Source organism: Pelomonas lactea, from assembly GCF_043555885.1.
Taxonomy (GTDB): Bacteria; Pseudomonadota; Gammaproteobacteria; order Burkholderiales; family Burkholderiaceae_C; genus Pelomonas; species Pelomonas lactea.
This window is the reverse complement of the sequence record NZ_JBIGHX010000005.1, coordinates 202646-228042: the sequence shown is the minus strand read 5'-3', so window position 1 is coordinate 228042 and position 25397 is coordinate 202646. Positions and strand designations below refer to the sequence as shown.

30 protein-coding genes are annotated in these 25397 nt (G+C 70.9%); 15 read left to right on the top strand and 15 right to left on the bottom strand.

The features are described 5' to 3' along the window. Nucleotides 1-14 precede the first annotated feature (14 nt). A complete protein-coding gene (locus ACG04Q_RS16155; protein WP_394511991.1) occupies nucleotides 15-632 on the top strand; it encodes a 2OG-Fe(II) oxygenase in 618 nt (205 codons plus the stop codon). On the opposite strand, the gene ACG04Q_RS16150 is transcribed toward ACG04Q_RS16155, so the two are convergent. The 5 genes from ACG04Q_RS16150 to tldD form a co-directional block, all read right to left on the bottom strand. Continuing rightward, complete coding sequence (locus tag ACG04Q_RS16150; protein ID WP_394511990.1) at nucleotides 626-937, bottom strand: hypothetical protein; 312 nt, start codon at nucleotides 935-937, stop codon at nucleotides 626-628. The two genes, ACG04Q_RS16155 and ACG04Q_RS16150, sit on opposite strands and share 7 nt — an antisense overlap. Before the next feature lie 13 nt (nucleotides 938-950). Further along, nucleotides 951-2075 carry a 3-deoxy-7-phosphoheptulonate synthase gene (locus ACG04Q_RS16145; RefSeq protein ID WP_394511989.1) on the bottom strand — a complete coding sequence of 375 codons (1125 nt, stop codon included), beginning with the start codon at nucleotides 2073-2075 and terminating at the stop codon, nucleotides 951-953. Between the two features lie 216 nt (nucleotides 2076-2291). After that, nucleotides 2292-3152 (bottom strand): hypothetical protein, encoded by an 861-nt coding sequence (locus tag ACG04Q_RS16140; RefSeq protein ID WP_394511988.1) that lies wholly within the window; start codon nucleotides 3150-3152, stop codon nucleotides 2292-2294. Then, nucleotides 3149-4090 carry an esterase/lipase family protein gene (locus tag ACG04Q_RS16135; protein WP_394511987.1) on the bottom strand — a complete coding sequence of 314 codons (942 nt, stop codon included), beginning with the start codon at nucleotides 4088-4090 and terminating at the stop codon, nucleotides 3149-3151. Before ACG04Q_RS16135 ends, ACG04Q_RS16140 begins: the two co-directional genes overlap by 4 nt. 212 nt (nucleotides 4091-4302) lie before the next feature. Beyond that, a complete protein-coding gene (gene tldD, locus ACG04Q_RS16130; RefSeq protein WP_394511986.1) occupies nucleotides 4303-5766 on the bottom strand; it encodes a metalloprotease TldD in 1464 nt (487 codons plus the stop codon). 135 nt (nucleotides 5767-5901) lie between these two features. On the opposite strand from tldD, the gene ACG04Q_RS16125 reads away from it, so the two are divergent. Further along, on the top strand, nucleotides 5902-6234 hold the full coding sequence (locus ACG04Q_RS16125; RefSeq protein WP_394511984.1) for a hypothetical protein: 333 nt from the start codon (nucleotides 5902-5904) through the stop codon (nucleotides 6232-6234). A 19-nt stretch (nucleotides 6235-6253) separates the two neighbouring features. Here ACG04Q_RS16125 and rsmI read toward each other — a convergent pair whose 3' ends face one another. Then, complete coding sequence (gene rsmI / locus ACG04Q_RS16120; protein ID WP_394511982.1) at nucleotides 6254-7174, bottom strand: 16S rRNA (cytidine(1402)-2'-O)-methyltransferase; 921 nt, start codon at nucleotides 7172-7174, stop codon at nucleotides 6254-6256. On the opposite strand from rsmI, the gene ACG04Q_RS16115 reads away from it, so the two are divergent. The 3 genes from ACG04Q_RS16115 to ACG04Q_RS16105 all read left to right on the top strand — a co-directional run bounded on the left by ACG04Q_RS16115 (nucleotide 7167) and on the right by ACG04Q_RS16105 (nucleotide 9014). Continuing rightward, nucleotides 7167-7559, top strand: coding sequence for a YraN family protein (locus tag ACG04Q_RS16115; protein WP_394511981.1), 393 nt, complete (start codon nucleotides 7167-7169; stop codon nucleotides 7557-7559). The two genes, rsmI and ACG04Q_RS16115, sit on opposite strands and share 8 nt — an antisense overlap. Before the next feature lie 245 nt (nucleotides 7560-7804). Continuing rightward, nucleotides 7805-8383 carry an SIS domain-containing protein gene (locus ACG04Q_RS16110; RefSeq protein WP_394511980.1) on the top strand — a complete coding sequence of 193 codons (579 nt, stop codon included), beginning with the start codon at nucleotides 7805-7807 and terminating at the stop codon, nucleotides 8381-8383. Nucleotides 8384-8402: 19 nt separating this feature from the next. After that, complete coding sequence (locus tag ACG04Q_RS16105; RefSeq protein WP_394511979.1) at nucleotides 8403-9014, top strand: BON domain-containing protein; 612 nt, start codon at nucleotides 8403-8405, stop codon at nucleotides 9012-9014. A gap of 127 nt (nucleotides 9015-9141) precedes the next feature. Here the strand turns inward: ACG04Q_RS16105 and ACG04Q_RS16100 are convergent, their stop codons facing one another. From ACG04Q_RS16100 to ACG04Q_RS16090, 3 genes are all read right to left on the bottom strand, one after another. Further along, nucleotides 9142-10032 carry an NAD(P)-dependent oxidoreductase gene (locus ACG04Q_RS16100; protein WP_394511977.1) on the bottom strand — a complete coding sequence of 297 codons (891 nt, stop codon included), beginning with the start codon at nucleotides 10030-10032 and terminating at the stop codon, nucleotides 9142-9144. A gap of 2 nt (nucleotides 10033-10034) precedes the next feature. Next, nucleotides 10035-11171 (bottom strand): PilT/PilU family type 4a pilus ATPase, encoded by a 1137-nt coding sequence (locus tag ACG04Q_RS16095; protein WP_394511976.1) that lies wholly within the window; start codon nucleotides 11169-11171, stop codon nucleotides 10035-10037. A 156-nt stretch (nucleotides 11172-11327) separates the two neighbouring features. Further along, complete coding sequence (locus ACG04Q_RS16090) at nucleotides 11328-12371, bottom strand: type IV pilus twitching motility protein PilT (RefSeq protein ID WP_394511975.1); 1044 nt, start codon at nucleotides 12369-12371, stop codon at nucleotides 11328-11330. Nucleotides 12372-12398: 27 nt separating this feature from the next. On the opposite strand from ACG04Q_RS16090, the gene ACG04Q_RS16085 reads away from it, so the two are divergent. The 5 genes from ACG04Q_RS16085 to ACG04Q_RS16065 all read left to right on the top strand — a co-directional run bounded on the left by ACG04Q_RS16085 (nucleotide 12399) and on the right by ACG04Q_RS16065 (nucleotide 17159). Beyond that, nucleotides 12399-13073 (top strand): YggS family pyridoxal phosphate-dependent enzyme, encoded by a 675-nt coding sequence (locus tag ACG04Q_RS16085; protein WP_394511973.1) that lies wholly within the window; start codon nucleotides 12399-12401, stop codon nucleotides 13071-13073. Nucleotides 13074-13087: 14 nt separating this feature from the next. After that, entirely contained in the window at nucleotides 13088-13786 is a 699-nt protein-coding gene (locus tag ACG04Q_RS16080) for a c-type cytochrome (RefSeq protein ID WP_394511972.1), read from the top strand. Beyond that, nucleotides 13783-15054, top strand: coding sequence for a c-type cytochrome (locus ACG04Q_RS16075; protein WP_394511971.1), 1272 nt, complete (start codon nucleotides 13783-13785; stop codon nucleotides 15052-15054). Before ACG04Q_RS16080 ends, ACG04Q_RS16075 begins: the two co-directional genes overlap by 4 nt. 207 nt (nucleotides 15055-15261) lie before the next feature. Continuing rightward, nucleotides 15262-16809, top strand: coding sequence for a methyl-accepting chemotaxis protein (locus tag ACG04Q_RS16070; RefSeq protein WP_394511970.1), 1548 nt, complete (start codon nucleotides 15262-15264; stop codon nucleotides 16807-16809). A gap of 29 nt (nucleotides 16810-16838) precedes the next feature. Continuing rightward, nucleotides 16839-17159, top strand: coding sequence for an energy transducer TonB (locus ACG04Q_RS16065; RefSeq protein ID WP_394511969.1), 321 nt, complete (start codon nucleotides 16839-16841; stop codon nucleotides 17157-17159). Nucleotides 17160-17307: 148 nt separating this feature from the next. Here the strand turns inward: ACG04Q_RS16065 and ACG04Q_RS16060 are convergent, their stop codons facing one another. After that, entirely contained in the window at nucleotides 17308-17703 is a 396-nt protein-coding gene (locus ACG04Q_RS16060) for a cold-shock protein (protein ID WP_394511967.1), read from the bottom strand. A gap of 99 nt (nucleotides 17704-17802) precedes the next feature. Between ACG04Q_RS16060 and ylqF the strand changes: the two genes are divergently transcribed. After that, nucleotides 17803-18756 carry a ribosome biogenesis GTPase YlqF gene (ylqF, locus tag ACG04Q_RS16055; protein ID WP_394511966.1) on the top strand — a complete coding sequence of 318 codons (954 nt, stop codon included), beginning with the start codon at nucleotides 17803-17805 and terminating at the stop codon, nucleotides 18754-18756. A 45-nt stretch (nucleotides 18757-18801) separates the two neighbouring features. Further along, nucleotides 18802-20214 (top strand): wax ester/triacylglycerol synthase domain-containing protein, encoded by a 1413-nt coding sequence (locus ACG04Q_RS16050; protein ID WP_394511965.1) that lies wholly within the window; start codon nucleotides 18802-18804, stop codon nucleotides 20212-20214. Here the strand turns inward: ACG04Q_RS16050 and ACG04Q_RS16045 are convergent, their stop codons facing one another. Next, on the bottom strand, nucleotides 20215-20373 hold the full coding sequence (locus tag ACG04Q_RS16045; RefSeq protein ID WP_394511964.1) for a hypothetical protein: 159 nt from the start codon (nucleotides 20371-20373) through the stop codon (nucleotides 20215-20217). 137 nt (nucleotides 20374-20510) lie between these two features. On the opposite strand from ACG04Q_RS16045, the gene ACG04Q_RS16040 reads away from it, so the two are divergent. Both ACG04Q_RS16040 and ACG04Q_RS16035 read left to right on the top strand, forming a co-directional pair. After that, a complete protein-coding gene (locus tag ACG04Q_RS16040; protein ID WP_394511963.1) occupies nucleotides 20511-20759 on the top strand; it encodes a hypothetical protein in 249 nt (82 codons plus the stop codon). Nucleotides 20760-20805: 46 nt separating this feature from the next. Beyond that, entirely contained in the window at nucleotides 20806-21045 is a 240-nt protein-coding gene (locus tag ACG04Q_RS16035; protein ID WP_394511961.1) for a hypothetical protein, read from the top strand. Here ACG04Q_RS16035 and ACG04Q_RS16030 read toward each other — a convergent pair whose 3' ends face one another. Continuing rightward, nucleotides 21046-22218 carry a YbfB/YjiJ family MFS transporter gene (locus ACG04Q_RS16030; protein ID WP_394511959.1) on the bottom strand — a complete coding sequence of 391 codons (1173 nt, stop codon included), beginning with the start codon at nucleotides 22216-22218 and terminating at the stop codon, nucleotides 21046-21048. A gap of 79 nt (nucleotides 22219-22297) precedes the next feature. Here ACG04Q_RS16030 and ACG04Q_RS16025 point away from each other — a divergent pair, with 79 nt between their 5' ends. Then, entirely contained in the window at nucleotides 22298-23116 is an 819-nt protein-coding gene (locus ACG04Q_RS16025; RefSeq protein ID WP_394511957.1) for a M90 family metallopeptidase, read from the top strand. On the opposite strand, the gene ACG04Q_RS16020 is transcribed toward ACG04Q_RS16025, so the two are convergent. The 3 genes from ACG04Q_RS16020 to ACG04Q_RS16010 form a co-directional block, all read right to left on the bottom strand. Further along, nucleotides 23113-23667 carry a protein phosphatase CheZ gene (locus ACG04Q_RS16020; RefSeq protein ID WP_394511956.1) on the bottom strand — a complete coding sequence of 185 codons (555 nt, stop codon included), beginning with the start codon at nucleotides 23665-23667 and terminating at the stop codon, nucleotides 23113-23115. The two genes, ACG04Q_RS16025 and ACG04Q_RS16020, sit on opposite strands and share 4 nt — an antisense overlap. Before the next feature lie 125 nt (nucleotides 23668-23792). After that, on the bottom strand, nucleotides 23793-24590 hold the full coding sequence (locus ACG04Q_RS16015; RefSeq protein WP_394511954.1) for a DUF2520 domain-containing protein: 798 nt from the start codon (nucleotides 24588-24590) through the stop codon (nucleotides 23793-23795). Nucleotides 24591-24627: 37 nt separating this feature from the next. Next, the gene (locus ACG04Q_RS16010; RefSeq protein ID WP_394511952.1) at nucleotides 24628-25395 is read right to left on the bottom strand and encodes a class I SAM-dependent methyltransferase; all 768 of its coding nucleotides are present in this window, start codon (nucleotides 25393-25395) and stop codon (nucleotides 24628-24630) included. Between the last annotated feature and the right edge of the window lie 2 nt (nucleotides 25396-25397).

Genomic DNA, 25397 nt, shown 5'->3' with positions numbered 1-25397 from the left:
CGCGCCCTCGAACCATGGAAAACCCGAACAACTTCGGCCACGGCATCCATCGCCTGCCGCAGGTCTTCTCCGCTGCAGACTGCGAGGCCTTCATCCACCAGGCCGAGGGCTTCGGCTTCGAGCCGGCCACGATCAACACGGCAACGGGCGCGCGCCTCGAATCCGAGGTGCGCAACAACGACCGAGTCATCTTCGACAGCGCCGAGCTGGCGCTGGCCGTGTGGCGGCAGGTGGCCCTGCAGCTGCCTGCGGTCTGGATGGCCCGCGGCCTGGCTGGCCTCAACGAACGCTTCCGCTTCTACCGCTACACCGAGCAGCAGAAGTTCGACTGGCATGTCGACGGCCCCTTCGAGCGCAGCAACGGCGAGCGCAGCCTGCTCACGCTGCTGATCTATCTAGGCGGCGACTACAACGGCGGCGAAACCACCTTCGACGTGGACGGCCAGTTGATCGAGGTGCGCGGCCAGCAGGGCGACGTGGTGTTCTTCCCGCACCGGCTGCGGCATCGCGGCTCGATGGTGACCTCGGGCACCAAGTACATGCTGCGCAGCGACGTGATGTACTTCCCGCTGGTTGGCGCCGGCACCAGCACCTTCCCGAGCCTGGACGCGCTGCGCGCCGACGCTCAGTAAGACACCGCCTGGCGCGGCACATCCACCTTGACGAGGGCCTTGGACAGGGCGCCGGTGGCCGCGCGGGCATAGTCCAGCGCCCAGGCTGCATCCGCGAAGCCGGCCGGGCCCGCCGCGGCGGCGACCTGGATGAGCTTGTCGGCCAGCAGCACCTTGCCGCTGCCGCGCAGGGGCTCGCACTCCAGCGCGACGAACTGATCGTCCAGCCAGCGCCGGGCGGCTTCAAAGCCCAGCACCTCGGCGCCGTCCAGTTGCAGGTCGATGGGAGAGCCAGTCTCGAAGAGGACGGTGATGCGGGCTTGCATGGCCCGCATTGTGTCAGCGACGCGCCCTGACCGCCTCGCTCAGCACGTCCAGCACCGCCAGAGAGTCATCCCAGCCCAGGCAGGCGTCGGTGATGCTCTTGCCGTACTGCAGCGCGGCGGGGTCGTCCTTGCCGGGCGTGAACTTCTGGGCGCCGTCGTTCAGGTGGCTTTCCACCATGACGCCGAAGATGCTGTTGCTGCCCTCGCGCAGCTGGCCGGCGATGTCGCGCGCCACGTCCAGCTGGCGCTGGTGCTGCTTGCTGGAGTTGGCGTGCGAGCAGTCCACCATGAGGCGCTGCGGCAGCTTGGACTTTTCCAGGTCGGCGCAGGCCTCGGCCACGCTCTGCGCGTCGTAGTTGGGCGCCTTGCCGCCACGCAGGATGACGTGGCAGTCGGCATTGCCACGCGTCTCGACGATGGCGACCTGGCCGTTCTTGTGGACGGACAGGAAATGGTGGCCGCGCGCCGCGGCCTGGATGGCGTCGGTGGCGATCTTGATGTTGCCGTCGGTGCCGTTCTTGAAACCGATGGGGGCTGAGAGGCCCGAGGCCAGTTCGCGGTGCACCTGGCTTTCAGTCGTGCGCGCGCCGATGGCGCCCCAGGAGATCAGGTCGCCGATGTACTGCGGCGAGATCACGTCCAGGAACTCGGAGCCCGCCGGCATGCCCAGGCGGTTGATCTCCAGCAGCAGCTGGCGGGCGATGCGCAGGCCCTCGTCGATGCGGTAGCTCTCGTCGAGGTAGGGGTCGTTGATGAGGCCTTTCCAGCCCACCGTCGTGCGCGGCTTCTCGAAGTAGACGCGCATGACGATCTCCAGCGTGTCGGCGTACTTCTCGCGCTCGACCTTCAGGCGGCGCGCGTACTCGATGGCGGCCTGGGGGTCGTGGATGGAGCAGGGGCCGATGATGACCAGCAGCCGGTCGTCCTTGGCCGCCATGATGTTGCGGATGCGCTGGCGGGTCTGGCCGATCAGCGTCTCCACGGGCGTGCCGCTGATGGGGAAGAAGCGGATCAGGTGCTCCGGCGGCGGCAGCGGCGTCACGTCGACGATGCGCTCGTCGTCGGTGGCGCTGGTCTTGTCGTCCTGGGAGTACCAGCGCTGGGCTTCGGGCTGGACGGAAGAGACTTTGGCGTTCATCGGAGTGCCTTTCGAAAAACAAAAAACCGCCGGGCTTGGCGGCCTCGGCGGTTTTTGGGGAGTTTCTGTGTTCAGCGCGCGCGCTCAGGACTCTCCACCGCCGGGGCGGGGAAAAAACCAAAAGCGAAAGTAAGCAGCGCGGGACATGGGATCGGAATCTAGCACGGCGGCGCGGCGGAGCTTTCGGCAGCGGGCAAGCGCGGCTTGACGGCCACATCAGCCCCCGCCGCCTTCCACCAGCCCGCGCACCCGCAACTGCTCCGTGGCGTCGAAGCGCGCGGCCAGCCAGCCGGCCCAGGCGGCCTCCCGCTGCGGGGCGGACAACGCCACCGCCGCCTGGAGCCGCCCCCATTCGGCGCGCGCCTCGGCCACCCGGGCGTCCCAGCGCGCCCATTCGGCCTGCACCGCCGCCACGCGCTGCGCCGCCTGCGGATGCTCGGCCACCGGCGCCACCGCGTCGTCGGGCCGAGACTGCCCCGCCTCGCGCGCCAGGATGTCGCGCCACAGCCGCTGCTCCTCGTCGCCGTAGAAGGCATCGGCCGTCGCGCGGCCGAGCTGCTGCCGCCGCACCGACTGCCGCTCCTCCAGCGCCGGGCGCCAGCTTGACGGGTCGGCCGGCAGCACGACGCGCTGCCATGGATGGCGCTGCAGCGCCACGTACCGGCCCCACAGCGCCTGCAGCTCCTGCAGGGCCGGCGGCGGCAGGTCGCGCGCGGCGGCCGCGAGCAGGCGCGCGCCGATCACTTCCGGCGCCACCTCCCCCACCGTGCTGAGCCAGTAGTCCAGCCGCCGGCGCAGCGCCCGGTCGACGACCAGCCGCCCCTGCGCATCGGCGCGCCAGCCGCCGTCGGCCTCGGTGCCCTGCAACGACGGCGGCAAGGCCGCGTCCGCCGCAGTCGCCGTCTGCACGGCGGCGGCGGAGGCCGGGCCCGGCGGGGCCAGCTCAGGGCCGGCCACGGCCGGCGCCGGCGCCGGGGCGGCCGCCGGCACCGCCGCCGGCGGCTGCCCGCGCGGCGACCAGGCGACACACCCCGCCGCAGCCGCCACGGCCAGGGCCAGCGCGGCCGCCCGCCTCACAGCCCGGCGCCCTTCAGCCGGTTCGCGTGGGCGCGGTAGACCGACACCGGATCGGACGAGAACAGCCCGCGCAGGCCGAACACATGGTTGATCTCGTCAATGTGGTTCCACGCGTAGTTGTCGCGCAGCACCTGGCCCCAGTGGCTGGAGCAGCGCGACACCAGGCCGTCGTTGGCCTCGAAGCCGAAGAACACGCTGCTGGCCACGAGGAAGCCGTCGCTGACGTCCAGCAGGTTGGTGCCCACCGACGTGCCGCCCATCGAGTAATAGCGGATGCCGTTCACCACCGCCGGGCCGCTGCCGCAGCTGCTGGTGGGCGCGCCCTGCGGGAAGCGGCGGTTGAAGTCGGCCGCGCCGGCGGTGGACAGCGACTTCAGCGACGCCAGCGCGTTCTGCGGGTTGCCGGCGCTGCCGGACAGCGTCGCGATGACGCTGGACAGCCCGTTCACCACGGCCGCCACCGCACCGGTCGTGCCCGTGCTGCCGGTGAGGGCCGCGACCGCGTCCGCCACCTTGCTGCCCTGGTGGGGCGTGCCCATCGTCGTCACGCTGGCCACCAGGCCGGGCGCGACGGCCGCCACGTAGCGGACGGTGTTGCCGCCATGGCTGTGGCCGATCAGATTGAACTTGGTGTGGCCGTAGCGGGCTTTCAGCGTCTGCAGCTCCTTGAGCAGTTGCTCGCCCCGCACCTCGGTGCTGTTGCTCTGCGACACGCTGGCCGTGTAGACCACCGCGCCGCCCGAGCGCAGCTCCGACGGCACGCCGTAGAAGTACTGCACCGGCCCCAGCGCGTCAAAGCCCAGCAGGCCGTGCACGAGGACGATGGGGTGCTGGGTCTGGGTGTAGGTGTCGGCCGAGGCCGCGATGCAGGCGCAGCCCGCGACCACGCCGACCATGCAGCGGCGCACCAGCGCGCGCCAATTCGATTGCCAATTCATTGCCTGTCTCCGGTGGATTTTTGGGGGGAAACAGGACGCGCACCGCGGGGGGGAACTGCAAGACCGGGGTTCACGTCCCCTGGTCCAGCCGACTGCACTGGATCAGCGACCGCGAGTGTGCAGAGCCGGGCGGCGGCGCGCCTCGGCGTTGCTCCGAACCCGGTTCGGAGGACAGACAGCCGCCCCGCTTGTGCGCGAGGGGCGGTGCATGCTCAGGCCGTGCCGCCCACCGTCAGCCCGTCGATGCGCAGCGTCGGCTGCCCCACGCCCACCGGCACGCTCTGGCCTTCCTTGCCGCAGACGCCAACACCGGTGTCCAGCGCCATGTCGTTGCCGATCATGCTGACGCGGGTCAGCGCGTCCGGCCCGTTGCCGATGATGGTGGCGCCCTTGACGGGGTACTGGATCTTGCCGTTCTCGACCCAGTAGGCCTCACTGGCCGAGAACACGAACTTGCCGCTCGTGATGTCGACCTGGCCACCGCCGAAGTTGGTGGCGTACAGGCCCTTCTTGATGGAGGCGACGATCTCCTGCGGGTCGTCCTTGCCGCCCAGCATGTAGGTGTTGGTCATGCGCGGCATGGGCACGTGGGCGTAGCTCTCGCGGCGGCCGTTGCCGGTGGGGGCGGTCTTCATCAGGCGCGCGTTCATCGCGTCCTGGATGTAGCCCTTCAGGATGCCGTCCTCGATCAACACGTTGCGCTGGCTGGCGCAGCCCTCGTCGTCGACGTTCAGCGAGCCGCGTCGGTCGGGCAGCGTGCCGTCGTCCAGCACGGTCACGCCCTTGGCGGCCACGCGCTGGCCGATGCGGCCGGAGAAGGCGCTCGACCCCTTGCGGTTGAAGTCGCCCTCCAGCCCGTGGCCCACGGCCTCGTGCAGCAGCACGCCGGGCCAGCCCGGGCCGACGACGACGGTCATCTCGCCGGCCGGCGCGGGGCGGCTGTCCAGGTTGGTGAGTGCCGCGTGCACGGCCTGCTCGACGTAGGTGGCGATCATCTCGTCGGTGAAATAGGCCAGCCCGAAGCGGCCGCCGCCGCCGCCCGAGCCCACCTCGCGGCGGCCGTTGCTCTCCGCGATGACGGTGATGGACAGGCGCACCAGCGGGCGCACGTCGGCGGCCAGCGTGCCGTCGGCGCGGGCGATCAGCACCACCTCGTGCTCGGCCGCGAGGCCGGCCATCACCTGCACGATGCGCGGGTCCTTGGCGCTGGCCATCTTCTCGGCGCGCTCCAGCAGCGCCACCTTGGCGGCGCTGTCGAGGCTGGCGATGGGGTCGGCCACGCCGTACAGCTCGCGGCTGCCGGCCACTCGGCCCTGCACCGGCACCTTGACCTTTTTGCTCTGGCCCGCGGCGGCGATGGTGCGCACGGTGCGTGCAGCGTCCAGCAGCGAATCGAGCGAGATGTCGTCCGAGTAGGCGAACGCCGTCTTCTCGCCCGCCACGGCACGCACGCCCACCCCCTGGTCGATGCTGAAGGAGCCGCTCTTCACGATGCCCTCCTCCAGGCTCCACCCCTCGGCGCGCGTGGTCTGGAAATACAGGTCGGCGTCGTCGACCCGGTGCTCGGTGATGAGGCGCAGCGCCTGGCTCAGAGACGCTTCGGTCAGACCGAAAGGCTCCAGCAGTTGCGAGCGGGCGGTGGCCAGGCGGGCCAGGGTGGGTTCGACGGCGATCATGGGCTGATTCTAGGAAGCCGGCGGTCAGACCTTGGAAGACATGGATATGTCTTGTTACGCGCGCCGCGTCGGCCCGGCATGCACAGTGGTCGTTGTGGAGGGGCCTTGCAACCCAACCCTCCCAAGGAGCACGCCATGAAGACCTCGCACAAGACCCTGATCGCCCTGCTGGCCCTGGCCGGCGCCAGCGCCTTCGCCCAGACGCCCGGCACCAACACGCCGCGCGTGGACCAGCGCGAAGCCAACCAGCAGGCCCGCATCGCCCAGGGCGCCGCCAACGGCAGCCTGACGGCGCATGAGACCCAGCGCCTGGAAAAGGAGCAGGCCCGCATCGACAACGCCGAGGCCAAGGCCAAGTCCGACGGCACCGTGACCGCCAAGGAACGCCGCCGCCTGCACGCCATGCAGGACGGCGCCAGCCGAGACATCCGCCGCAAGAAGCACAACGAGCGCACGGCCGGCCAGTGAGGCCAGGCGCCGGTCGCGGCTACTCGTCGCCGCCGCGCTTGAGTTTCAGGCCGGCGTCGTAGAGCCGGTTGCGCGGCGCGCCGCTGATCTGCGCGGCCAGCGCGACGGCCTGCTTCAGCGGCAGCTCGGCCGCCAGCAGCGCCAGCGTGCGCTGCGCCTCGGCCGGCAGTTCGTCCTCAGCCGACGCCTGGGCGGCGAGCGCGTGCAACACCAGCACGAACTCGCCGCGCTGGCGCTGCGCATCGGCCGCCATCCAGCCGGGCAGCGTGGCCGCCTCGGCCGTGTGGATGCTCTCGAACTGCTTGGTGAGCTCGCGGCACACCGTCACGCGGCGCGCCGGTGCCAGTTCGGCCAGCAGCGCGATCAGCTCCGTGATGCGGTGCGGCGCCTCGAAGACCACCTGGCTCTGGCCCTCCACGGCCAGCACCGCCTGCAGCGCCGTGCGGCGCTCGCCGGCCTTGGTGGGCAGGAAGCCGGCGAAGGCAAAGCTGGTGGCTGCGGTGTCACCCGCGACGGACAGCGCCGTCACCGTGCTGCTGGGGCCCGGCAGCGGCAGCACGCGGTAGCCGGCCGCCACCACCTGCTGCACCAGCACGGCGCCCGGGTCGGAAATCGCCGGCGTGCCCGCGTCGGACGCATACGCCACCCGCTCGCCCGCCGCCAGCCGTGCGATGACAGCGGCGCTGCCCTCGCGCTCGTTGTGCTGGTGCAGCGCGATCAGCGGCTTGTGCAGGCCCAGGTGGCGCAGCAGGCCGCCGCCCTGGCGCGTGTCCTCGCAGGCCAGCGCGTCGGCCAAGCCGAGCAGGTGGATGGCGCGCAGGCTCAGGTCCGCCAGATTGCCGATGGGCGTGGCGACGAGATAGAGCGTCGCGGCCGGATACTGCTGGCCGCCGGCCGCGGCCTGGGCGGCCTGGCGAAGCAGGGAGGCGTCAATGTTCAACTGGGGCTCTCGATCAAAACCGGCGACGAAGACGCGCGGCGACGCGGCGGAAGACGCCGCACTGGCGCACCTGGAGCGCGCCGGCCTGCGCCTGCTGGAGCGCAATTATCGAGTCGCCGCCGGCCCCAGCCGCCACGCCGGCGAGGTGGACCTCATCATGCAGGACCGCGACGGCACGCTGGTCTTCGTGGAAGTGCGCGCCCGCGCCGACACCTCGCACGGCGGCGCGGCGGCCAGCGTCACCGCACGCAAGCAGCAACGCCTGATCTACGCCGCCCAGCACTATCTGCTGCGCCACGCCAGCCCGCCGCCGTGCCGCTTCGACGTCGTGGCCATCGATGCAGACCAGCTGACCTGGCTGCAAGGGGCCTTCGACGCCCAGTAGCCGCACACCGTGGGCCTTCAACGCGGACCGGCGCCGGGCCGCCCCAAGCCGGCCCGCAGGCGATGTGCCTTTGGCTCAATGCCAAAGGCATCGCCGTCCCCTCGGGGGCTGAGCCCGGACACAGTGCGCCCAGTGGGCGCGCTGTGCCTGGCGAAGCGCTGCGGCTCATGCCGCAGCGCGGTCCCAGGCAGGGCGCCCGCGTCCAGCGGGGCGGCCTGAGCGAGGGGCTTTTATGATCCGCCCGAATGATTGAACAACGAATCCAACAGCAGTTCTTCGAAAGCGCCGACCTGCTCTACCAGGCCGCCGAGCAACTGGCCCGGCCCCTCGCGATGGCGGCGCAGATGGTGGTGGACGCCATCACCGGCGGCAACCGCATCCTGTGCGCCGCGCAGGGCCTGGCCAGCATGGACGCCGACTACCTCGCCGCCCGCCTGGCCGGCCGCTTCGAGCAGGAGCGCCCGGGCCTGGCCGCGTGGAGCCTGGCCGCCCAGGCGCGCGACGCCGCCGGGCTGGACCTGGCGCGGCTGCTGCAGGCCCACGGCCACCCGGGCGACGTGCTCATCATGATCGAGCCGCTGCGCGAGCAGCGCGATGCCTGGCAGCCCGCGCTGGCCGTGGCCCATGCGCAGGAGATGAGCATCATCGCGTTGACGGCCCAGCCGCAGGGCGCCGCCGACGAATGGCGCGGCGTGCTGCAGGACACCGACATCCAGATCCGCGTCAGCCACGGGCGCGAGCCGCGCGTTGTGGAAGCCCAGCGCGTGCTGCTGCATGCGCTGGCCGACGCCGTCGACCTGCAGCTGCTCGGCAGCGACGAATAACCCGATTGGAATCCCGACGATGAAGAAGTTCACCCTGACCCTGACCGCCGCCGTGCTCGCCAGCACGCTCGCCACCGGCTGCGCACCGCTGCTGATCGGCGGCGCCATGATGGGCGGCGTCACGGTCGCCACCGACCGCCGCACGTCCGGCACGCAGCTGGAGGACGAGACCATCGAGGTCAAGGCCGGCGCGCGCATCCGCGAGCAACTGGGCGACAAGGTCCACATCAACGTCAACAGCTACAACCGCGTCGCGCTGATCACCGGCGAGGCCCGCAACGAGGCCGACCAGGCCGAGGTGGAGCGCCTCGTGGCCGGCGTCGAGAACGTCAGTAAGGTGCTCAACGAAGTGGCCGTCACGATGCACAGCTCGCTGAGCACGCGCTCTGCGGACGTCGTGCTCAAGGGCAAGGTCAAGGCCCAGCTCATCGACGCGCGCGACCTGCAGAGCAACGCGTTCTACGTGGTCACCGAGCGCGGCGAGGTGTTCCTGATGGGCCGCGTGACCGAGCGCGAAGCCAACCGCGCCACCGAGATCGCGCGCCAGGTCAGCGGCGTGAAGAAGGTCGTGCGCGCGTTCGAGATCATCACTGAGGACGAGCTCGCCCGGACGCTACCCAAAAAACAGTGATTCAGGCGCGCCGCCGGGCCGCCCCAAGGCGCGACTGAGCCGATGTGCTCGGGGGCCACGCCCGCGAGCATCGGCGTCCCCTCGGGGGACCGACCAGCGCATCAGCGCTGGGCGAGGGGTCAACGATTCACAGTCGCTTGATCAGCGACGACGTGTCCCAGCGGTTCCCGCCCAGCGCCTGCACGTCGGCGTAGAACTGGTCCACCAGCGCCGTCAGCGGCAGGCGCGAGCCGTTGCGGCGCGCCTCGTCAAGCACCAGCCCCAGGTCCTTGCGCATCCAGTCGACCGCGAAGCCGAAGTCGAACTTGTCGTCGACCATGGTCTTGCCGCGGTTGTCCATCTGCCAACTCTGGGCTGCGCCCTTGCCGATGACGTCCAGCACCTGGTGCATGTCCAGGCCCGCGTTCTGGCCGAAGCGCACGGCCTCGGACAGCCCCTGCACGACGCCGGCGATGCAGATCTGGTTGACCATCTTGGCCAGCTGGCCCGAACCCGGCCCGCCCAGCAGCGTGACGGCCTTGGCAAAGGCCAGCACCAGCGGCTTCATCGCGTCGAACGGTGCGGCGTCGCCGCCGCACATCACCGTCAGCGCGCCGTTGACGGCCCCCGCCTGTCCGCCAGACACCGGCGCGTCGACGAACGGGATGCCGCGCTGTGCGCCCTCGGCATGCAGCTCGCGGGCCACGGCGGCCGAGGCCGTCGTGTGGTCCACGAACACGGCGCCCGCCGCCATGCCGGCAAAGGCGCCTTGCTCGCCCAGCACCACCGAGCGCAGGTCGTCGTCGTTGCCGACGCAGCAGAACACGAGTTCCGCGCCCTTCACGGCCGCCGCCGGCGTGGCCGCGAACGCGCCGCCGTATTCCGCGACCCAGGCCTCGGCCTTGGCCGTCGTGCGGTTGTAGACGGTGACCTGGTGGCCGGCACGCGCCAGGTGGCCGGCCATCGGATGGCCCATGACGCCCAGGCCCAGGAAGGCGACGCGGCGGGAGGTAACGGGGTTGTAGGCGCGAGTGGTCATGCTCAGAGAATCGTCAGGTGTTCGGTGCCGGTCGACAGGTCGCCGCTGCGGGCACGCTCGCTGTTGAGCTTGATCTGCAGCCGCAGGTCGTTCACGGAGTCGGCGTTGCGCAGCGCGTCTTCGTAGGTGACCTTGCCGGCCTCGTAGAGGTCGAACAGCGCCTGGTCGAAGGTCTGCATGCCCTGCTCGCGCGAGCGCTTCATCAGCTCCTTGATCTCGCTGATCTCGCCCTTGAAGATGAGGTCGGAGATCAGCGGCGTGTTCAGCAGGATCTCGACGGCCGCGACGCGGCCCTTGCCCTCGCGGCGAGGCAGCAGCCGCTGGCTGATGAGCGCGCGCAGGTTCAGCGAGATGTCCATCAGCAGCTGCTGGCGGCGGTCTTCGGGGAAGAAGTTGATGATGCGGTCCAGCGCCTGGTTGGCGCTGTTGGCGTGCAGCGTGGCCATGCACAGGTGACCGGTCTCGGCGAAGGCGATGGCGTGGTCCATCGTCTCGCGGTCACGCAGCTCGCCCATCAGGATGACGTCGGGCGCCTGGCGCAGCGAGTTCTTCAGCGCGGCTTCCCAGCTGTCGGTGTCGATGCCCAGCTCGCGCTGCGTGACGATGCAGTTCTTGTGAGGGTGCACGAACTCGATCGGGTCCTCGATGGTCACGATGTGGCCATAGGTCGTCTCGTTGCGCTCGTCGATCATCGCGGCCAGCGACGTGCTCTTGCCCGAGCCGGTCGCGCCGACGACGATGACCAGGCCGCGCTTTTGCTGCACCACCTCGCGCAGCACCACGGGCAGGTCCAGCGACTCGATGGTGGGCAGCGTGGACGGGATGGTCCGCAGCACCAGGCCCACCTGGCCCTGCTGGATGAAGGCGTTGACGCGGAAGCGCCCGATGCCATGCGGCGAGATCGCGAAGTTGCACTCCTTGGTGCGCTCGAACTCCGCGGCCTGCTTGTCGTTCATGATGGCGCGCGCCAGCTGCAGCGTGTGCTGGCCAGTCAGCGGCTGCGGCGAGACCTTGGTCATCTTGCCGTCCACCTTGATGGCGGGCGGGAACTCCGCCGTCAGGAACAGGTCGGAACCCTTGCGCGACAGCATCAGCCGCAGCAGGTCGTTGATGAATTTCGAGGCCTGATCGCGTTCCATGATCTATCCGATACGAAGTAGTACCCGTGTTCGAGCCGAGCGCCGGGCCGCTCCCAAGCCGGCCCGCGATGCAATCCGATGGGCGCCTGGCGCGCATGGGATTGCACCCCCTCGGGGGGTGGTTCGGCGTATCCGCCGAACCGGGGGTGAACAGTTCTAGCCGGGGAAGTTCTCGGGGAACTTGGCCTTGGAACGCGCTTCCGCGGGCGAGATGATGTTGCGCCGCACGAGGTCGGTGAGGTTCTGGTCCAGCGTCTGCATGCCTTGCGAGTTGCCGGTCTGGATTGCCGAGTACATCTGCGCCACCTTGTTCTCGCGGATCAGGTTGCGGATGGCCGAGGTGCCCAGCATGATCTCGTGCGCCGCCACGCGGCCGGTGCCGTCCTTGAGCTTGCACAGGCTCTGCGAGATGACGGCCACCAGCGACTCCGACACCATCGCCCGCACCATTTCCTTTTCAGCGGCCGGGAACACGTCGACGATGCGGTCCACCGTCTTGGCGGCCGACGAGGTGTGCAGCGTGCCGAACACCAGGTGACCCGTTTCCGCTGCGGTGAGCGCCAGGCGAATGGTTTCCAGGTCGCGCATTTCGCCGACCAGCACGCAGTCCGGGTCCTCCCGCAGCGCCGAGCGCAGCGCGTTGGCGAACGAGTGCGTGTGCGGACCGACCTCGCGCTGGTTCACGAGGCTCTTCTTGCTCTCGTGCACGAACTCGATCGGGTCCTCGATGGTCAGGATGTGGCCGTACTCGTTCTCGTTGAGGTGGTTGACCATGCCGGCCAGCGTCGTGCTCTTGCCCGAGCCGGTCGGCCCCGTCACCAGCACCAGGCCGCGCGGTTTCAGCGCCAGTTCGGCGAACACCTTGGGCGCCGCCAGCTGTTCCAGCGACAGGATCTTGCTCGGAATCGTCCGGAAAACGGCGCCGGCGCCGCGGTTCTGGTTGAACGCATTGACGCGAAAGCGCGCCAGGCCCTGGATCTCGAACGAGAAGTCAACCTCCAGCGTCTCCTCGTACACCTTGCGCTGGGAGTCGTTCATGATGTCGTAGACCATGTCGTGGACCGCACGGTGGTCCAGCGCCTCGACATTGATGCGGCGCACATCGCCGTGGACCCGGATCATCGGCGGCAGGCCGGCCGAGAGGTGCAGGTCGGACGCCTTGTTCTTGACCGAGAATGCCAGCAGCTGAGTGATGTCCATGATGCTTGTAAGAGTCCTCGGCCGATTATGGCGATCCCAGATTCCCTCCAAGTCACCAAAACACGGATCACCGCGGCATGTGTCGCAGCTGGCAGACCGCCCGAGGCGGTGCGGCTGCTGGTCGTCAGCAAGACCTTCCCCGCCGCCGCGGTGCGCGAGGCCTTCGATGCCGGCGCCCGTGCCTTCGGGGAGAACTACGTGCAGGAAGGGCTGGCCAAGATCGGCGAGCTGATCGACCTGCGCAGCCAGCTCGAATGGCACCTGATCGGCCCGCTGCAGTCCAACAAGACCAAGCCGGTGGCCGAGCAGTTCGACTGGGTGCATTCCGTGGACCGGCTCAAGATCGCCCAGCGCTTGAGCGAGCAGCGCCCGGCTGACCTGCCGCCGCTGAACATCTGCTTGCAAATCAACATCAGCGCCGAGGCCAGCAAGAGTGGCTTGCTGCCAGGCGAAGTCGCCGCGCTGGCGCACCAGGTCGCCGCGCTGCCCCGGCTCCAGCTGCGTGGCCTGATGGCCGTGCCCGAGCCCGGCCCCGGCGCGCTGGCCCAGCACCGGGCCATGGCGGCGCTGTTCGAGCAGCTTCAGGCCCAGGGCCTGGTGCTGGACACACTGTCGCTGGGCATGAGCGCCGACCTCGAGGACGCGATCCGCGCGGGCTCGACGATGGTGCGCGTCGGCTCGGCCATCTTCGGCCAGCGCTGACGGGCGCGCGACCCATGGTGCGACGCCCGCTCACCGCCCTGGCTGCCGGCCTGGCGCTGCTGGGCGGCGCGCCCAGCCCCGCCGCGCCGGTGCCGGACACGCTCGCGCAGCGAGCGCTGGCCTGCACCGGCTGCCACGGCAAGGAAGGCCGCGCCGCGCCCGACGGCTACTACCCGCGGCTGGCGGGCAAGCCGGCGGGCTATCTGTACAACCAGTTGCTGAACTTCCGCGACGGCCGGCGCGACTACGGGCTGATGAGCGAGCTCATCGCGCCGTTGTCCGATGTCTACCTGAAGGAGCTGGCCGGCCACTTCGCCGCGCTGGACCTGCCCTACCCACCGCCGCAGAAGCCCACGCTGGCAGCACCCGAGCTGGCCCGCGCCGAGCAGCTGATCCGCCACGGCGACGCCGCCCGCAGGCTGCCCGCCTGCGTGGCCTGCCACGGCGAGCGGCTGACCGGCACGCAGCCGGCCGTGCCGGGGCTGCTGGGGCTGTCGCGCGACTACCTGAACGGCCAGCTGGGCGCCTGGCGCAGCGGCCAGCGGCGCGCGCAGGCGCCCGACTGCATGGCGCACATCGCCAAGGCACTGACCGATGCCGAGATCAACGCGATGACGCAGTTCCTGGCCGGCCAGCCGCTGCCGGCCGACCCGCACCCGGCCGCGGCGCTGGCCGCGCCGCCCCCCGTCCGCTGCGGCGGCGTGCCGCCGTGAAGCGCGCCCTGATCGCCGCCGCGCTGCTGGTTGTGGCGGCGCCCTTTGCGCTGCTGGGCTGGCAACGCCACCTGCCCGACGCCACGCCCCGCAGCACCGCGCCGGTGGACCTGAAACGCGGCGCCTACCTCGCCGCCGTCGGCAACTGCGCCGGCTGCCACACGGCCCGCGGCGGCGAGCGGCTGGCCGGCGGCCGAGCCATCCCGACGCCATTCGGCACCGTGTTCTCGTCCAACCTGACGCCCGACGCCACCGGCCTGGCCGGCTGGAGCGCCGACGACTTCTGGCGCGCCGTCCACCTGGGCCAGAGCCGCGACGGCCGGCTGCTGGTACCGGCGCACCCGGTCACCAACACCACCCTTGTCACCCGCGCAGACGCGGACGCGCTGCACGCCTGGCTGCAGGCCCAGCCCGCCGTGAGCGCCCCGCGCCGCGAGCACGAGCTGCGCGGCCTGTACGGCAGCCAGCTGGCCATCGCCGCCTGGCGGGCGCTGTACTTCAGACCCGGCACCTACCAGCCCGACCCGGTGCGCGACGGCGCCTGGAACCGTGGCGCCTACCTGAGCCAGGGCCTGGCTCACTGCAGCGCCTGCCACGCCGGGCGTGATGCGCTGGGCGGTGACCGCGGCGCCGCCGACTTCCGGGGCGGGCTGCTGCCCGGGCTGGGCTGGCTGGCGCCGTCGCTGCTGGACCCGGCCGAGGCCGGCGTGCAGCGCTGGACGCCCGAGGCCGTGCAGCGCCTGCTGCGTGACGGCCATGCCGACGGCCACACGGCCCAGGGGCCCATGGCCGAGGTCGTGCTGGGCAGCACCGCCGCGCTGGACGACGCCGATCTGGCCGCCATGGCCGTCTACCTGCGCTCGCTGCCGGAGCAGCCCGTGCCGCGGCCCGCAGCGGCCGAGCCCGACCCGCGCCGCCGCCAGCTGGGCGCGCGGCTGTATGCCGACCACTGCGCCAGCTGCCACGGCGAGCGCGGCGAGGGCGGGCGCGACGAGGCCGGCCGCCTGGCCTACCCCGCGCTGACGGGCAGCCGGCTGGTCACGCAAGCCAGCGCGGCCAACCTCGTGCGGCTCATCGAGCGCGGTGGCTTCGGGCCGGCCACGCCGGGCCACCCGCGGCCCTATGGCATGCCGCCGTTCGCGGGCCAGTTGGGCGCCGAGGAGCTGGCCGCGCTGTCCAGCCATCTGCGGCAGTCATTCGGCCACCACGCCGGCGAGGTCGATGCCGTCGAAGTGCTGCGTTTGAAGGCCGCCGCCGCCGCGCACTGAGCCGACCGTCCACCGGGCGGGGGAGCCGTCGTGAACGACTTCACGGCCGCCGTCCACAGCCACGAGGCAAATCGTCACAGGTCGCGACACACTGCGCGCCGGCCCGTCGTTGGGGCAGTCCAAAACGGACGCGCGGGTCTACAGTCCGCTGCGGCATACACGCGCGCCGCCGGCCGCCATACCGAAGATCTCGAAGGAACGGAACGAATGAACTTTCTGACGCAACTGCGCATCGACCAGCGCCTCTTCGTGAGCTTTGGTCTGCTGATCCTGCTGCTGGTGGGCATCGGCACCTATGGCGCATCCAATGCGAAACGCCTGGCCAACGACCTGGACCGCACCGCGAATTCCAGCCTCGTGAAGATCGGGTCGGCCAACGGCCTGGAGAGCCAGGTCAACATCATTGCCCGTGCCGTGCGCGACCTGCTGCTGCTGGACACGGCCGGCGCCATCAAGAAGCAGAAGGCGGCCATCGCCGGTGCGGTGGACGAGTCCGAGAAGCAGCTCAAGAGCCTGGAAGAGATCGTGACCGACGACGCCGAGAAGTCCGTCGTGTCCGACGTGCGGGCCCAGAAGGTCAAGTTCCTGGCCGCGCTGGAGAAGTTCCAGAAGATCCAGACGGACGGCAGCCCCGACGAAGCACGCGAAAGCCTGATCACCGACCTGCGCCCCGCCCAGGCCGCGCTGCAGGACGGCATCAAGAAGCTCGTGGACATGCAGTTCGAGAACGGCAAGCAGCTTGCCACCAGCGGCGTGGACCTGGCCCGCTGGTCGGTCATGCTGACCATCGGCCTGGTGGTGTTCGCCGTCGTCGTCGGCATCGGCGGCGCCATCGTCATCGCGCGCTCCATCGTCGGCCCGGCCCGCAAGGCCCAGCTGGCTGCTGAGGCCATCGCCGCCGGTGACCTGACGCAGAACATCCAGGTCGAAGGCCGCGACGAGCTGAGCCAGATGCTGCAGGCCATGCAGAACATGCAGCAGGCGCTGTCGGGCGTCGTGCGCGACGTGTCGGCCGCCGCCAGCGAAGTGGCCTCCAACTCCGGCTCCATCGCCGACAGCAACTCCAACCTGGCCGAGCGCACCACGCGCTCCGCCGCCAGCCTGCAGAACACCGCCGCGTCGGTGGAAGAGATCGCCTCCACGCTCAAGGGCGCCAGCGACCTGACCCGCCGCGCCGCCGGCATCGCCGTGACGGCCCGCCAGGCAGCCAGCAACGGCGGCTCGGTCGTCTCCAAGGTCGTCGAGACCATGGAAGAGATCAGCGCCAGCTCCAAGAAGATCGGCGACATCATCGGCGTCATCGACGGCATCGCCTTCCAGACCAACATCCTGGCGCTGAACGCCGCCGTGGAAGCGGCCCGCGCCGGCGAACACGGTCGCGGCTTCGCGGTCGTCGCCGCTGAAGTGCGCGCGCTGGCCCAGCGCTCGGCTGGCGCCGCCAAGGAAATCAAGGTGCTGATCCAGGAGTCGACCGTCAAGGTTGAGAACGGCACGACGCTGGTCAACAACGCCGGCGTCACCATCCGCAGCGTCGTCGACGAGGTCAACAACATGGGCCAGCTGATCGAGGAGATCTCTCACTCGGCCCAGGAGCAGGCCACGGGCGTCGGCGTCGTCAACGGCGCGATGAACGAGCTGGACAAGGCGACGCAGCAGAACACCAGCCTGGTCGGCGAACTCAGCCGCTCGGCCGACGCGCTGCGCGACAGCTCCACCCGCCTCATCGAGGCCGTGGGCTTCTTCCGCGCCGCCTGAGCCCCGTCAATCACTCACCGAGGTCCGCCATGTCAATCCTGCGTTCCGTCTCCGTGTTGGCCGCCAGCCTGATGTTCGCCGTGGCGGCGGCTCACGCTGCGCCCAAAGTCGTCAAGAAGGTGCCGCCGGAGTTCCCGTCGGAAGCGGCCAAGAAGGGCATCTCCGCCGGCTCGGTCAAGGCCAAGCTCATCATCGAAGCCGACGGCAAGGTCAGCGACGTGGAAATCGTCGAAGCCGAACCCAAGCGCGTGTTCGACCGCGCCGTGAAGGCGGCGCTGATGGAGTGGAAGTTCGAGCCGGGCGAGAAGACCACCCACGAAGTCAAGCTCGTCTTCAAAAACGAGGATTGACGCCCCCTCGCCCAGCCCTGCGGCGCTGGACGCGCGCAGGCCTGGTCGGTCCCCCGAGGGGACGGCGATGCTCGCGGCCTCGAGCCGCTCGCACATCGCCAAACGGGCCGGCTTGGGAGCGGCCCGGCGCCCGGCCCGAAAGTCGAATCTACCGCCGCATCGCCGGCGGCACGTCCGCCGGCGAGCCGTGCGGCCACCAATGCACGCCGCCCATCACCAGCATCACCGTGACAACGGCGCCGGCCGCCAAGCCAAGGCGCCGTTTTCTATGGGCGCGCTGCACGCGGGCATGGCCCACGCCCGTGGCCTCGCGCAATGCCATCGCATGCGCACCGGCCGGTAGGCGCTTGAGGTTGACCGCCTGCTTGCGGCCGTCACGCCCCGTCACAACTTCAAAGCTCAGCGGTTCATCCAGGCGGGGGCCCAGACCATCGGTCGGGAAGGCCCCCAAGGCCACGAACAACTCGTCGCCGCCGCCCGCCGGGCGGATGCTGCCGTAGCCCGCCGCGTGGTTCCAGCCGCTCAGCACACCATCGAATCTCATACTGCCCTCTCAAGCTTGAATATTGGGGCGGCCGGCGCCAGGTGCCGCAACCGGATGTAAACCCCGACAATCCCGCCTTCCTGACTTTTCCGACACCGCATGCCCATCCACTGGTTCCCCGGCCACATGAACTCCACCCGTCAGGCGATCAAGGATCGCGTGAAGGCGGGGCTGGACGTGGTCATCGAGCTGCTGGACGCACGCCTGCCGGGTTCCAGCAGCAACCCGCTGCTGGCCTCGCTGACGACCGGCCGGCCGTCGCTGAAGGTGCTGAACAAGCAGGATCTGGCCGACCCGGCCCAGACCGAAGCCTGGCTGGCGTACTACAACGCACAACCCCACACCCGCGCAATCCCATTGGATGCAGGGGAGAAAACGCCGGCACGCGCGCTCGTCAAGGCCTGCCGCGAGCTGGCGCCCGGCCGGGGCGACATGCACAAGCCCCTGCGCGTGCTGATCTGCGGCATCCCCAACGTCGGCAAGAGCACGCTGATCAACACGCTGGTCGGCAAGAAGGCCGCCAAGACGGGTGACGAGCCCGGCATCACCAAGGTCGAGCAGAAGATCGTGCTGGAGAACGGCTTCTACCTGTTCGACACACCCGGCATGCTGTGGCCCAGGATCTCCATCGAGCAGAGCGGCTACCACCTGGCCGCCAGCGGCGCCATCGGCCGCAACGCGTTCGACGAGGCCGAGGTGGCGCTGGAGCTCATCGCCACGCTCAAGCGCCGCTACGCCGACCGGCTGCAGCAGCGTTTCGGCCTGGCGGAGCTGGGCGAGGACGACGCGGTGCTGGAGGCCATCGGCGTGAAGCGCGGCGCCAAGATCCGCGGCGGCGCGGTGCAGCTGCACAAGGCCGCCGAGGCGCTGCTGATGGACTTCCGCGGCGGGCAGCTGGGCCGCATCACGCTGGAGACGCCCGACGAGATGGCCGCCTGGCGCCGCGCGGCCGCCGAGGCGGAGGAACGCAAGGCGGCCCAGCGCGAAGCCGACAAGGCCGCGGAGAAGGCCAAGCGCAGCGGCAGGCGGCAGGACTCCGGCGGCGAGGCGTGATTTCCCGGCCTTGACCGCCTCCGGCGCCTGCCTATGCTGGGCGGCATGACCCGCCTCTCCCTGCTCGACCTCGCGTTCTTCATCGCCGAGAGCGAGGCCAGCCCCAAGCATGTGGCCGGCCTGCACCTTCACCGCATCCCCAAGGGCGCCAAGGCCGGCTTCGCCAAGCAGCTGTACGAGGACTTCCTCGCACACACAGACGTGCAGCCACCGTTCGACCAGGTCATCCACTTCCTGTCCGCCGGGCTGATGCCCAGCTGGGGCACGGCCGAATCGGTGGACCTGTCGCAGCACATCTTCTTCCACCAGCTCAGGCGCGGCGCCAACGACCGCGAGGCGCTGTACGCGCTGACGGCCCGCCTGCACGAGCCGGTGCTGGACCGCAGCCGGCCGCTGTGGGAGGTGCATGTCATCGCCGGGCTGTGGGATCGGCAGTTCGCCGTCTACTACAAGATGCATCACGCGGTGGCCGACGGCATCACGATGACGCGCTGGGGCGTTCAGTCGCTGCGCACGACGCCCGACGACCTCAGCCTCACGCCGGTCTGGACGCTGGACCAGTCGCGCCGCGGCGGCGGCCTCAAGGGAAAGAAGCGGCTGGACCAGGCCGTCGCCGGCACCGTGTGGAAGCAGCTCACGGCCAACAGCAAGCGCGCCGTCGGCATCGGGCGGCTGACCGCCATGCTGGCGCTGGAGGCCGTGAAGCTGACCAAGAACGCCATCGCCCTGCCCTTCATGGCCAGCGGCAACACGCCGTTCACCGGCAACGCCACGCCGGGCCGCCAGTTCGCCACCGCCGCCGTGCCCATGGCGCGCATCGACGCGATCCGCAAGGTCGCGCGCGCCACGCTCAACCACGTCGCACTGACCTGCCTGGACGGTGCCATGCACCGCTACCTGGCCGACGAGGGCATCACGCTGGACCGGCCCATCACCATCCAGATGCCGGTGAACCTGAGACGCGAAGGCGAGAAGGGCGGCGGCAACAAGATCGGCATCATCCTCGTCGACCTGTCGCCGCCCACCGATGACGCCTACGTGAGGCTGCGCAACGTCGGCTACTCGCTGCGCAACGTGCGCGCCATGATCGACTCGGTCGCCCCCGAGGCCGTCGAGACCTACACCATCCTCACCGGACTGCTGGGCCAGATCGCCGGCATGCTCAAGCTGGCCGACGTCATCACGCCGCTGGGCAACACGCTGGTGTCCAACGTGCCCGGCCCGGCCGAGAAGCTCTACCTGAAGGGCGCCGAGCTGACCGAGATGCACCCCGTCTCCACGCTGCCGGCCACGCACCTGCTGAACATCACGCTGTTCAGCTATGCCGGCACGCTGTACTTCGGCCTCATCGCAACGGACGCGCTGCCCAACCTGGGCCGGCTGGCGGCCTACGTGGACGAGGAGATCGCCGCACTGGAGGCGGCCGTGGGCATTGCCGGCAGTGCCGAGCGCACCTGATCAGCGCCGCGGGCCGGGCTCCACAAAGACCGGGCCGCCGCCATAGGGCCGCGCGTCGTAGTGATGATGTCTGCCGTGGTGGTGATGCGGCACGATGATGCAGCCCGACAGCATCACGGTGGACGAGATCAGGGCGAGGGCCAGGGCCAGTCGTTTCATGGGTCAACTCCCGGACGCAACGCGCGGCCGTCCGCTGCTAACCGCCGCACCCCGCGAACGGATGACCGGCGTCACACACGGTTACGCCCGTCATCCAGCCCCGATATGCTGCGCACTCCGTTTGTCAGGGAGTTCCAATGAAACCACTGCTGCTGCTCCTGCTGCCCGTCGCCCTGCTGGGCTGCGCCGGCCCGGCGCCCAAGGAAGAGACCGCCGCGGCCCCGGCCGCCGGCACCGTTTGTGAACGCGACGAGATCACCGGCACGCGCTTCACCGCGATGCGCTGCCGCTCGGCCGAGCAGCGCGAAAAGGACCGCCGCGCCGCCGAGGACCTCGAGGATGTGGCCCGCCGCGGCCAGGCCGTCACGCGGCCGGGTAGCACCTGACCGCCGCGTTATGCTGCGCGCCACCACGGACCTACGCCCCGTCACCATGAAACTGCTGCTCCCCCTGCTCGTGATCGGATTGGCCGGCTGCGTCGCCGCCCCGCAAACCAACGACACCGTCGCGGCCGACCAGGTCTCCTGCGAGCGCGAGACACGCATCGGCAGCAACCTGCCGACCAACCGCTGCCGCTCCGCCGCGCAGCGCGAGGCCGACCGACGCCAGGCCGAGTCCATTGGCGAGAACATCCGCCCCGGCTCCGCCGTGGCGCCGGGCCGCGGCTCCTGATCAGCGGCGGTCTTCGCGCCGCACGCCGGCCAGCGCCAGCATCCCGAGTGCCAGCACCGCGGCGGTCAGCCACAGGGCGGCATCGAAGCTGCCGCTGGCCTCCACCATGCGCCCGGTCAGCGCCGGCGCGCTGACCTGTGCCACGCCGTAGCTCAGCGTCAGCCGCGCCATCGCCTTGCCCGGGTTGGCCGGCGAACGCCGCCCCACCAGCGCCAGCGTCAGGCTGACGATGCCGATGAAGGTGGCGCCATACAGCAGCGCGCCCAGCAGCGCCGCGGCCAGGCTGTGCGACAGCGCCGGCAGCAGCACGCCGGCGATCTGCACGCCGAACGCGATCAGCAGCGCGCCGACGTCGCCGGTGCGCCGCGCGATGCGGTCCCACACGAACACCGCCGGCGTGGCCGCCAGCCCCACCAGCAGCCAGGCCCACGGCCCCTGGCCGGCCAGCAGCGGCTGCTTTTCGACGATGGCCACCGTGAAGGTCGCGTTGATGACGAAACCCCAGCCGGCGCAGAAATAGGCCGCCACCATCAGCGCCATCCAGCGCCGCGACGGCGCCGCGCCGGCCTGCGCCTTGACCGCAGCCGGCGGCACCGGCGGCCGCCACCACCACGCCGGCAGCAGGAAGACCAGCCCCAGCAGCGCGAAACCCTGCCACTGCGCGGCCCAGCCCCAGCCCAGGCCGCCCATGCCCATGGCGCCGACGGCCGACACGACGATGCCCAGCCCCAGGCCGATGAAGTACAGGCCCAGCTCGGGCCGGCGCCCGGCGCGGATCAGCCAGCCCTGCACCAGGCCCGAGCCCAGCAGCATGCCCGCCGCGCCGCACAGCCCGCCCACGTAGCGCGACACGGCCCAGGCCGCGAACTGCGTGCTCCAGCCCATCAGCGCCGTGATGACGAGCGCCAGCGGCAGCGCCCAGGCGTACAGGCGGCGGCGCCAGACCGGGTCTTCGATCCACGCCGCCAGCAGCGCGCCGCTCATGTAGCCGGCGTAGTTGATGGCCGCCAGCAACCCGCCGTCGGCCACGCCCAGCCGGGCTTGCGCATGCATCTGCGGCAGCAGCGGCGTGAACGCGAAGCGCGCCAGGCCGATGGTCAGCACCAGCGCGCAGACGCCGCCCAGCAGCACCTGCCAGGCCTGCAGGCGGGAGGGTTGGGCGGCGTCGGGCATGCCCGCAGCGTAAGCGACGACGGCGCAAGCCTGGCCCGCGGGGGCTTGCAAACGGCGCCGGCGGGCCCAGTTGCGGGCGATGCCGCTGCTGATCTGCTTCGTCGTCGTCCTGCTTGCCGCCACGGGCATCGCGCTGTGGCCGCTGTGGGAGCGGCGCCGGCGCGAGCGGCTGGCCGCACGGCCGTTCCCGGCCGCATGGCGGCGGCTGCTGCGCCGCCATGTACCGCTGGTGGCGCGGCTGCCGGCGCGGCAACAGCTCAGGCTCAAGGGGCTGATGCAGGTGTTCCTGGCCGAGAAGCCCATCCTGGGCTGCCGCGGCCTGCGCGTGACGGACGAGGTGCGCGTGACCATCGCCGCGCTGGCCTGCCTGCCGCTGCTGGGCGCGGCGCGCGGCGTCTATCCGGAGCTGCGCCAGGTGCTGGTCTACCCCGGCGCCTTCGTCGTGGACCGGCCGGTGACGGAGGGGGGCGTGCAGTCCGACCAGCGCCGCGTGCTGGCCGGCGAGAGCTGGAGCCAGGGCCAGGTGCTGCTGGCCTGGGACGAGGTCAAGCGCGGCGCGGCGACACCGGGCGACGGCCACAACGTCGTCATCCACGAGTTCGCGCACCAGCTGGACCAGGCGGGCGGCCGCGCCAACGGCGCGCCGGCGCTGCCCACGGCCGAGGCCTACCGGCGCTGGTCCACGGTGATGCAGAACGAGTTCGATGCGCTGCGCTGGCGGCTCGCGAACGGTGAGCCGGGGCTCATCGACGCCTACGCGGCCACCGACCCGGCGGAGTTCTTCGCCGTCATCAGCGAGCTGTTCTTCGAGAGGCCCGTCGAGCTGGCCGCGATGCACCCGGCGCTGTACGCGGAGCTGCGCGGCTACTACCGGCTGGACCCGGCGAGCTGGACTTAGAAGCCCAGGCTGGCCAGCAGGTCGTCCACGTCGTCCTGCTTGAGCGCCTTGTCGGGCGTCTGCACGCCGCCCAGTTCCTGCGTTTCCAGCGGCTCCACCGGCGCCGGCAGCGACTGCATCAGGTCGCGCAGCGGCGGCTCGGCGCGCTCCAGCATCTTGCTGACCTTGTTGATGACCTGGCCCGAGAGATCCTGGAAGTCCTGCGACATCATGATCTCGGTGTGCAGCGACTTCTCGCGCGCCGCAAAGCTGGCGGCATCGGCCGCGTAGGCGGCACACAGCTTCATCAGTGCGCGGGCGCGGTCCTGGCTGATGTTGGTGGACAGCGCCAGGCGGTTCAGCGCGTCGGACAGCTCGCGGCCCTTCTTGCGCACGGCCTCGGCGTCTTCCTGCGCGGCTTCCACGAGGTTGAGCACCTTGGTCGCAGCCTGTTCGGTCATGCTGCGCACGTAAGCCAGACGCTCGCGCGCGTCGGGCAGTTCGTCCACCACGTTGTGCAGGATCTGGGCCGCATCGGCGCGGATCAGGGTCTGGATGGATGCGTCGGACATGCGGGACTCCCTGGTCTGACCGGGCAAGAGCGACCGGATCGAGGCAGTTTAGGAGGCCCGTGCCGCCTCGCCCAGCCCCCGCGCCGGGTCGAACGCGGCCTTTGTCACGCCCGCTGCAAACGTGTTCAACGCGGCGCCAGCAGGGCTTGCAGCGCCGTGACCTGTGCCACGTCCAGCCGCCCGGCGGCCTGGGCCAGCGCCAGTTGGCGAAGCGCCACGGCGCGCAGCAGATCGTCCGCCAGGCCGGCGCCGGCCAGCGCGTCGAGGTGGCGGGCCAGCACGCCGGCATCGCCCCGCGCCACCGGGCCGGAGACGGCACCGGCCAGGCCGCGGGCCTGGGCCGTGTCCAGCGCGCCACGGGACAGCGGCAGCAGCGCCGCCAGCGCGTCGTCCGGCGCCAGGCCGGCCGCCGACCACAGCGCGCCGGCCTCCGCCAGCACGGCCAGCAGGCCGCTGGCCGCCAGGTTGGCCGCCGCGTGGTAGGCCGCACGGGCCGGTGCCGACATCGGCGACGGCAGCGCCAGCGGCACCAGGCCCAGCCGCCGCACCAGCGCCAGCAGCGCGCGGCGGTGCGCGTCGTCGGTCTCGATGCCCACGTACGCGCCGGCCAGCACCGCGTCACCGGCCAGCAGCTTCAGCGGGTGGAAGCCGGCGGCGGCCGGCGCGGGCGCCAGCGCCGCCAGCGGCGTGGCCCCGCTGCAGTGCAGCGCCAGCTGGCCGCTGCGCCAGGGCAGCGCGGCGGCGGTCGCGGCGATGTGGTCGTCGGGCACGGTCAGCCAGACCCAGTCTGCCGCGCGCACCGTGGCCGCCACGGCGGCTTCGCCGTCACTGCGGCGCGCGACGCCGACGTCTTCGCCCGCCGCCTGCAGCGCCGGCACCAGCGCCCGCGCCAGCCGGCCGAAGCCGACGACCGCATGCTTCATGGGCGCCCCTGGCCCGACGGCCGGCATGGCTCGTCCATCAGGGCTTGACGAACTTGAGCGTCATGCGGTCGCTCTCGCCGATGGCCTGGTACTTGGCGCGGTCCTTGTCCTTCAGCGCGTAGGTGGGCGGCAGCGTCCAGACGCCTTCGGGATGGTCGGCCGTGTCCTTGGGGTTGGCGTTGACCTCGCTGCGGCCGGCCAGCTTGAAGCCGGCGGCCTCGGCGAACTTGATGACGGTGGCCTCATGCACATAGCCGCTGGGCGCCTTGGGGTCCTGCGGGCGCGAGGCCGGCAGGCGGTGCTCCTCCACGCCCAGCACGCCGCCAGGCTTGAGCGCCTTGAAGGCGGCGTTGAAGACGTCCTGCGCCTTGCCCGAGCCCATCCAGTTGTGCACGTTGCGGAAGGTCAGCACGGCGTCGGCGGTGCCGGCGGGGGCGATGTCCAGCAGGCCCTTGTTGGCGTCGAACGCCGTGATCTTGACCTTGGCGTAGACGCCCATGGACTCCATCTTGGCCTTGAAGCGCGCGCTGCCGCCGTCGGCCGCGTAGAGCTGGCCGGCGTCGCGCAGGTAGGGCGCGAGGATCTCGGTGTACCAGCCGCCGCCCGGTGCCAGCTCGACGACGGTGTCGGTCGGCTTGATGCCGAAGAAGCTCAGCGTCTCGTAGGGGTGGCGCCAGGCATCGCGGGCGACGTTGCCGACGAGGCGGTTGTCGGCCGCGACGGCGGCCTTCAGCGGGTCGGCCGCCTGGGCCTGGGCGCCAACGGCGGCGAGCGTGAGGGTGACGGCGGTGAGCCAGGTCTTCATGA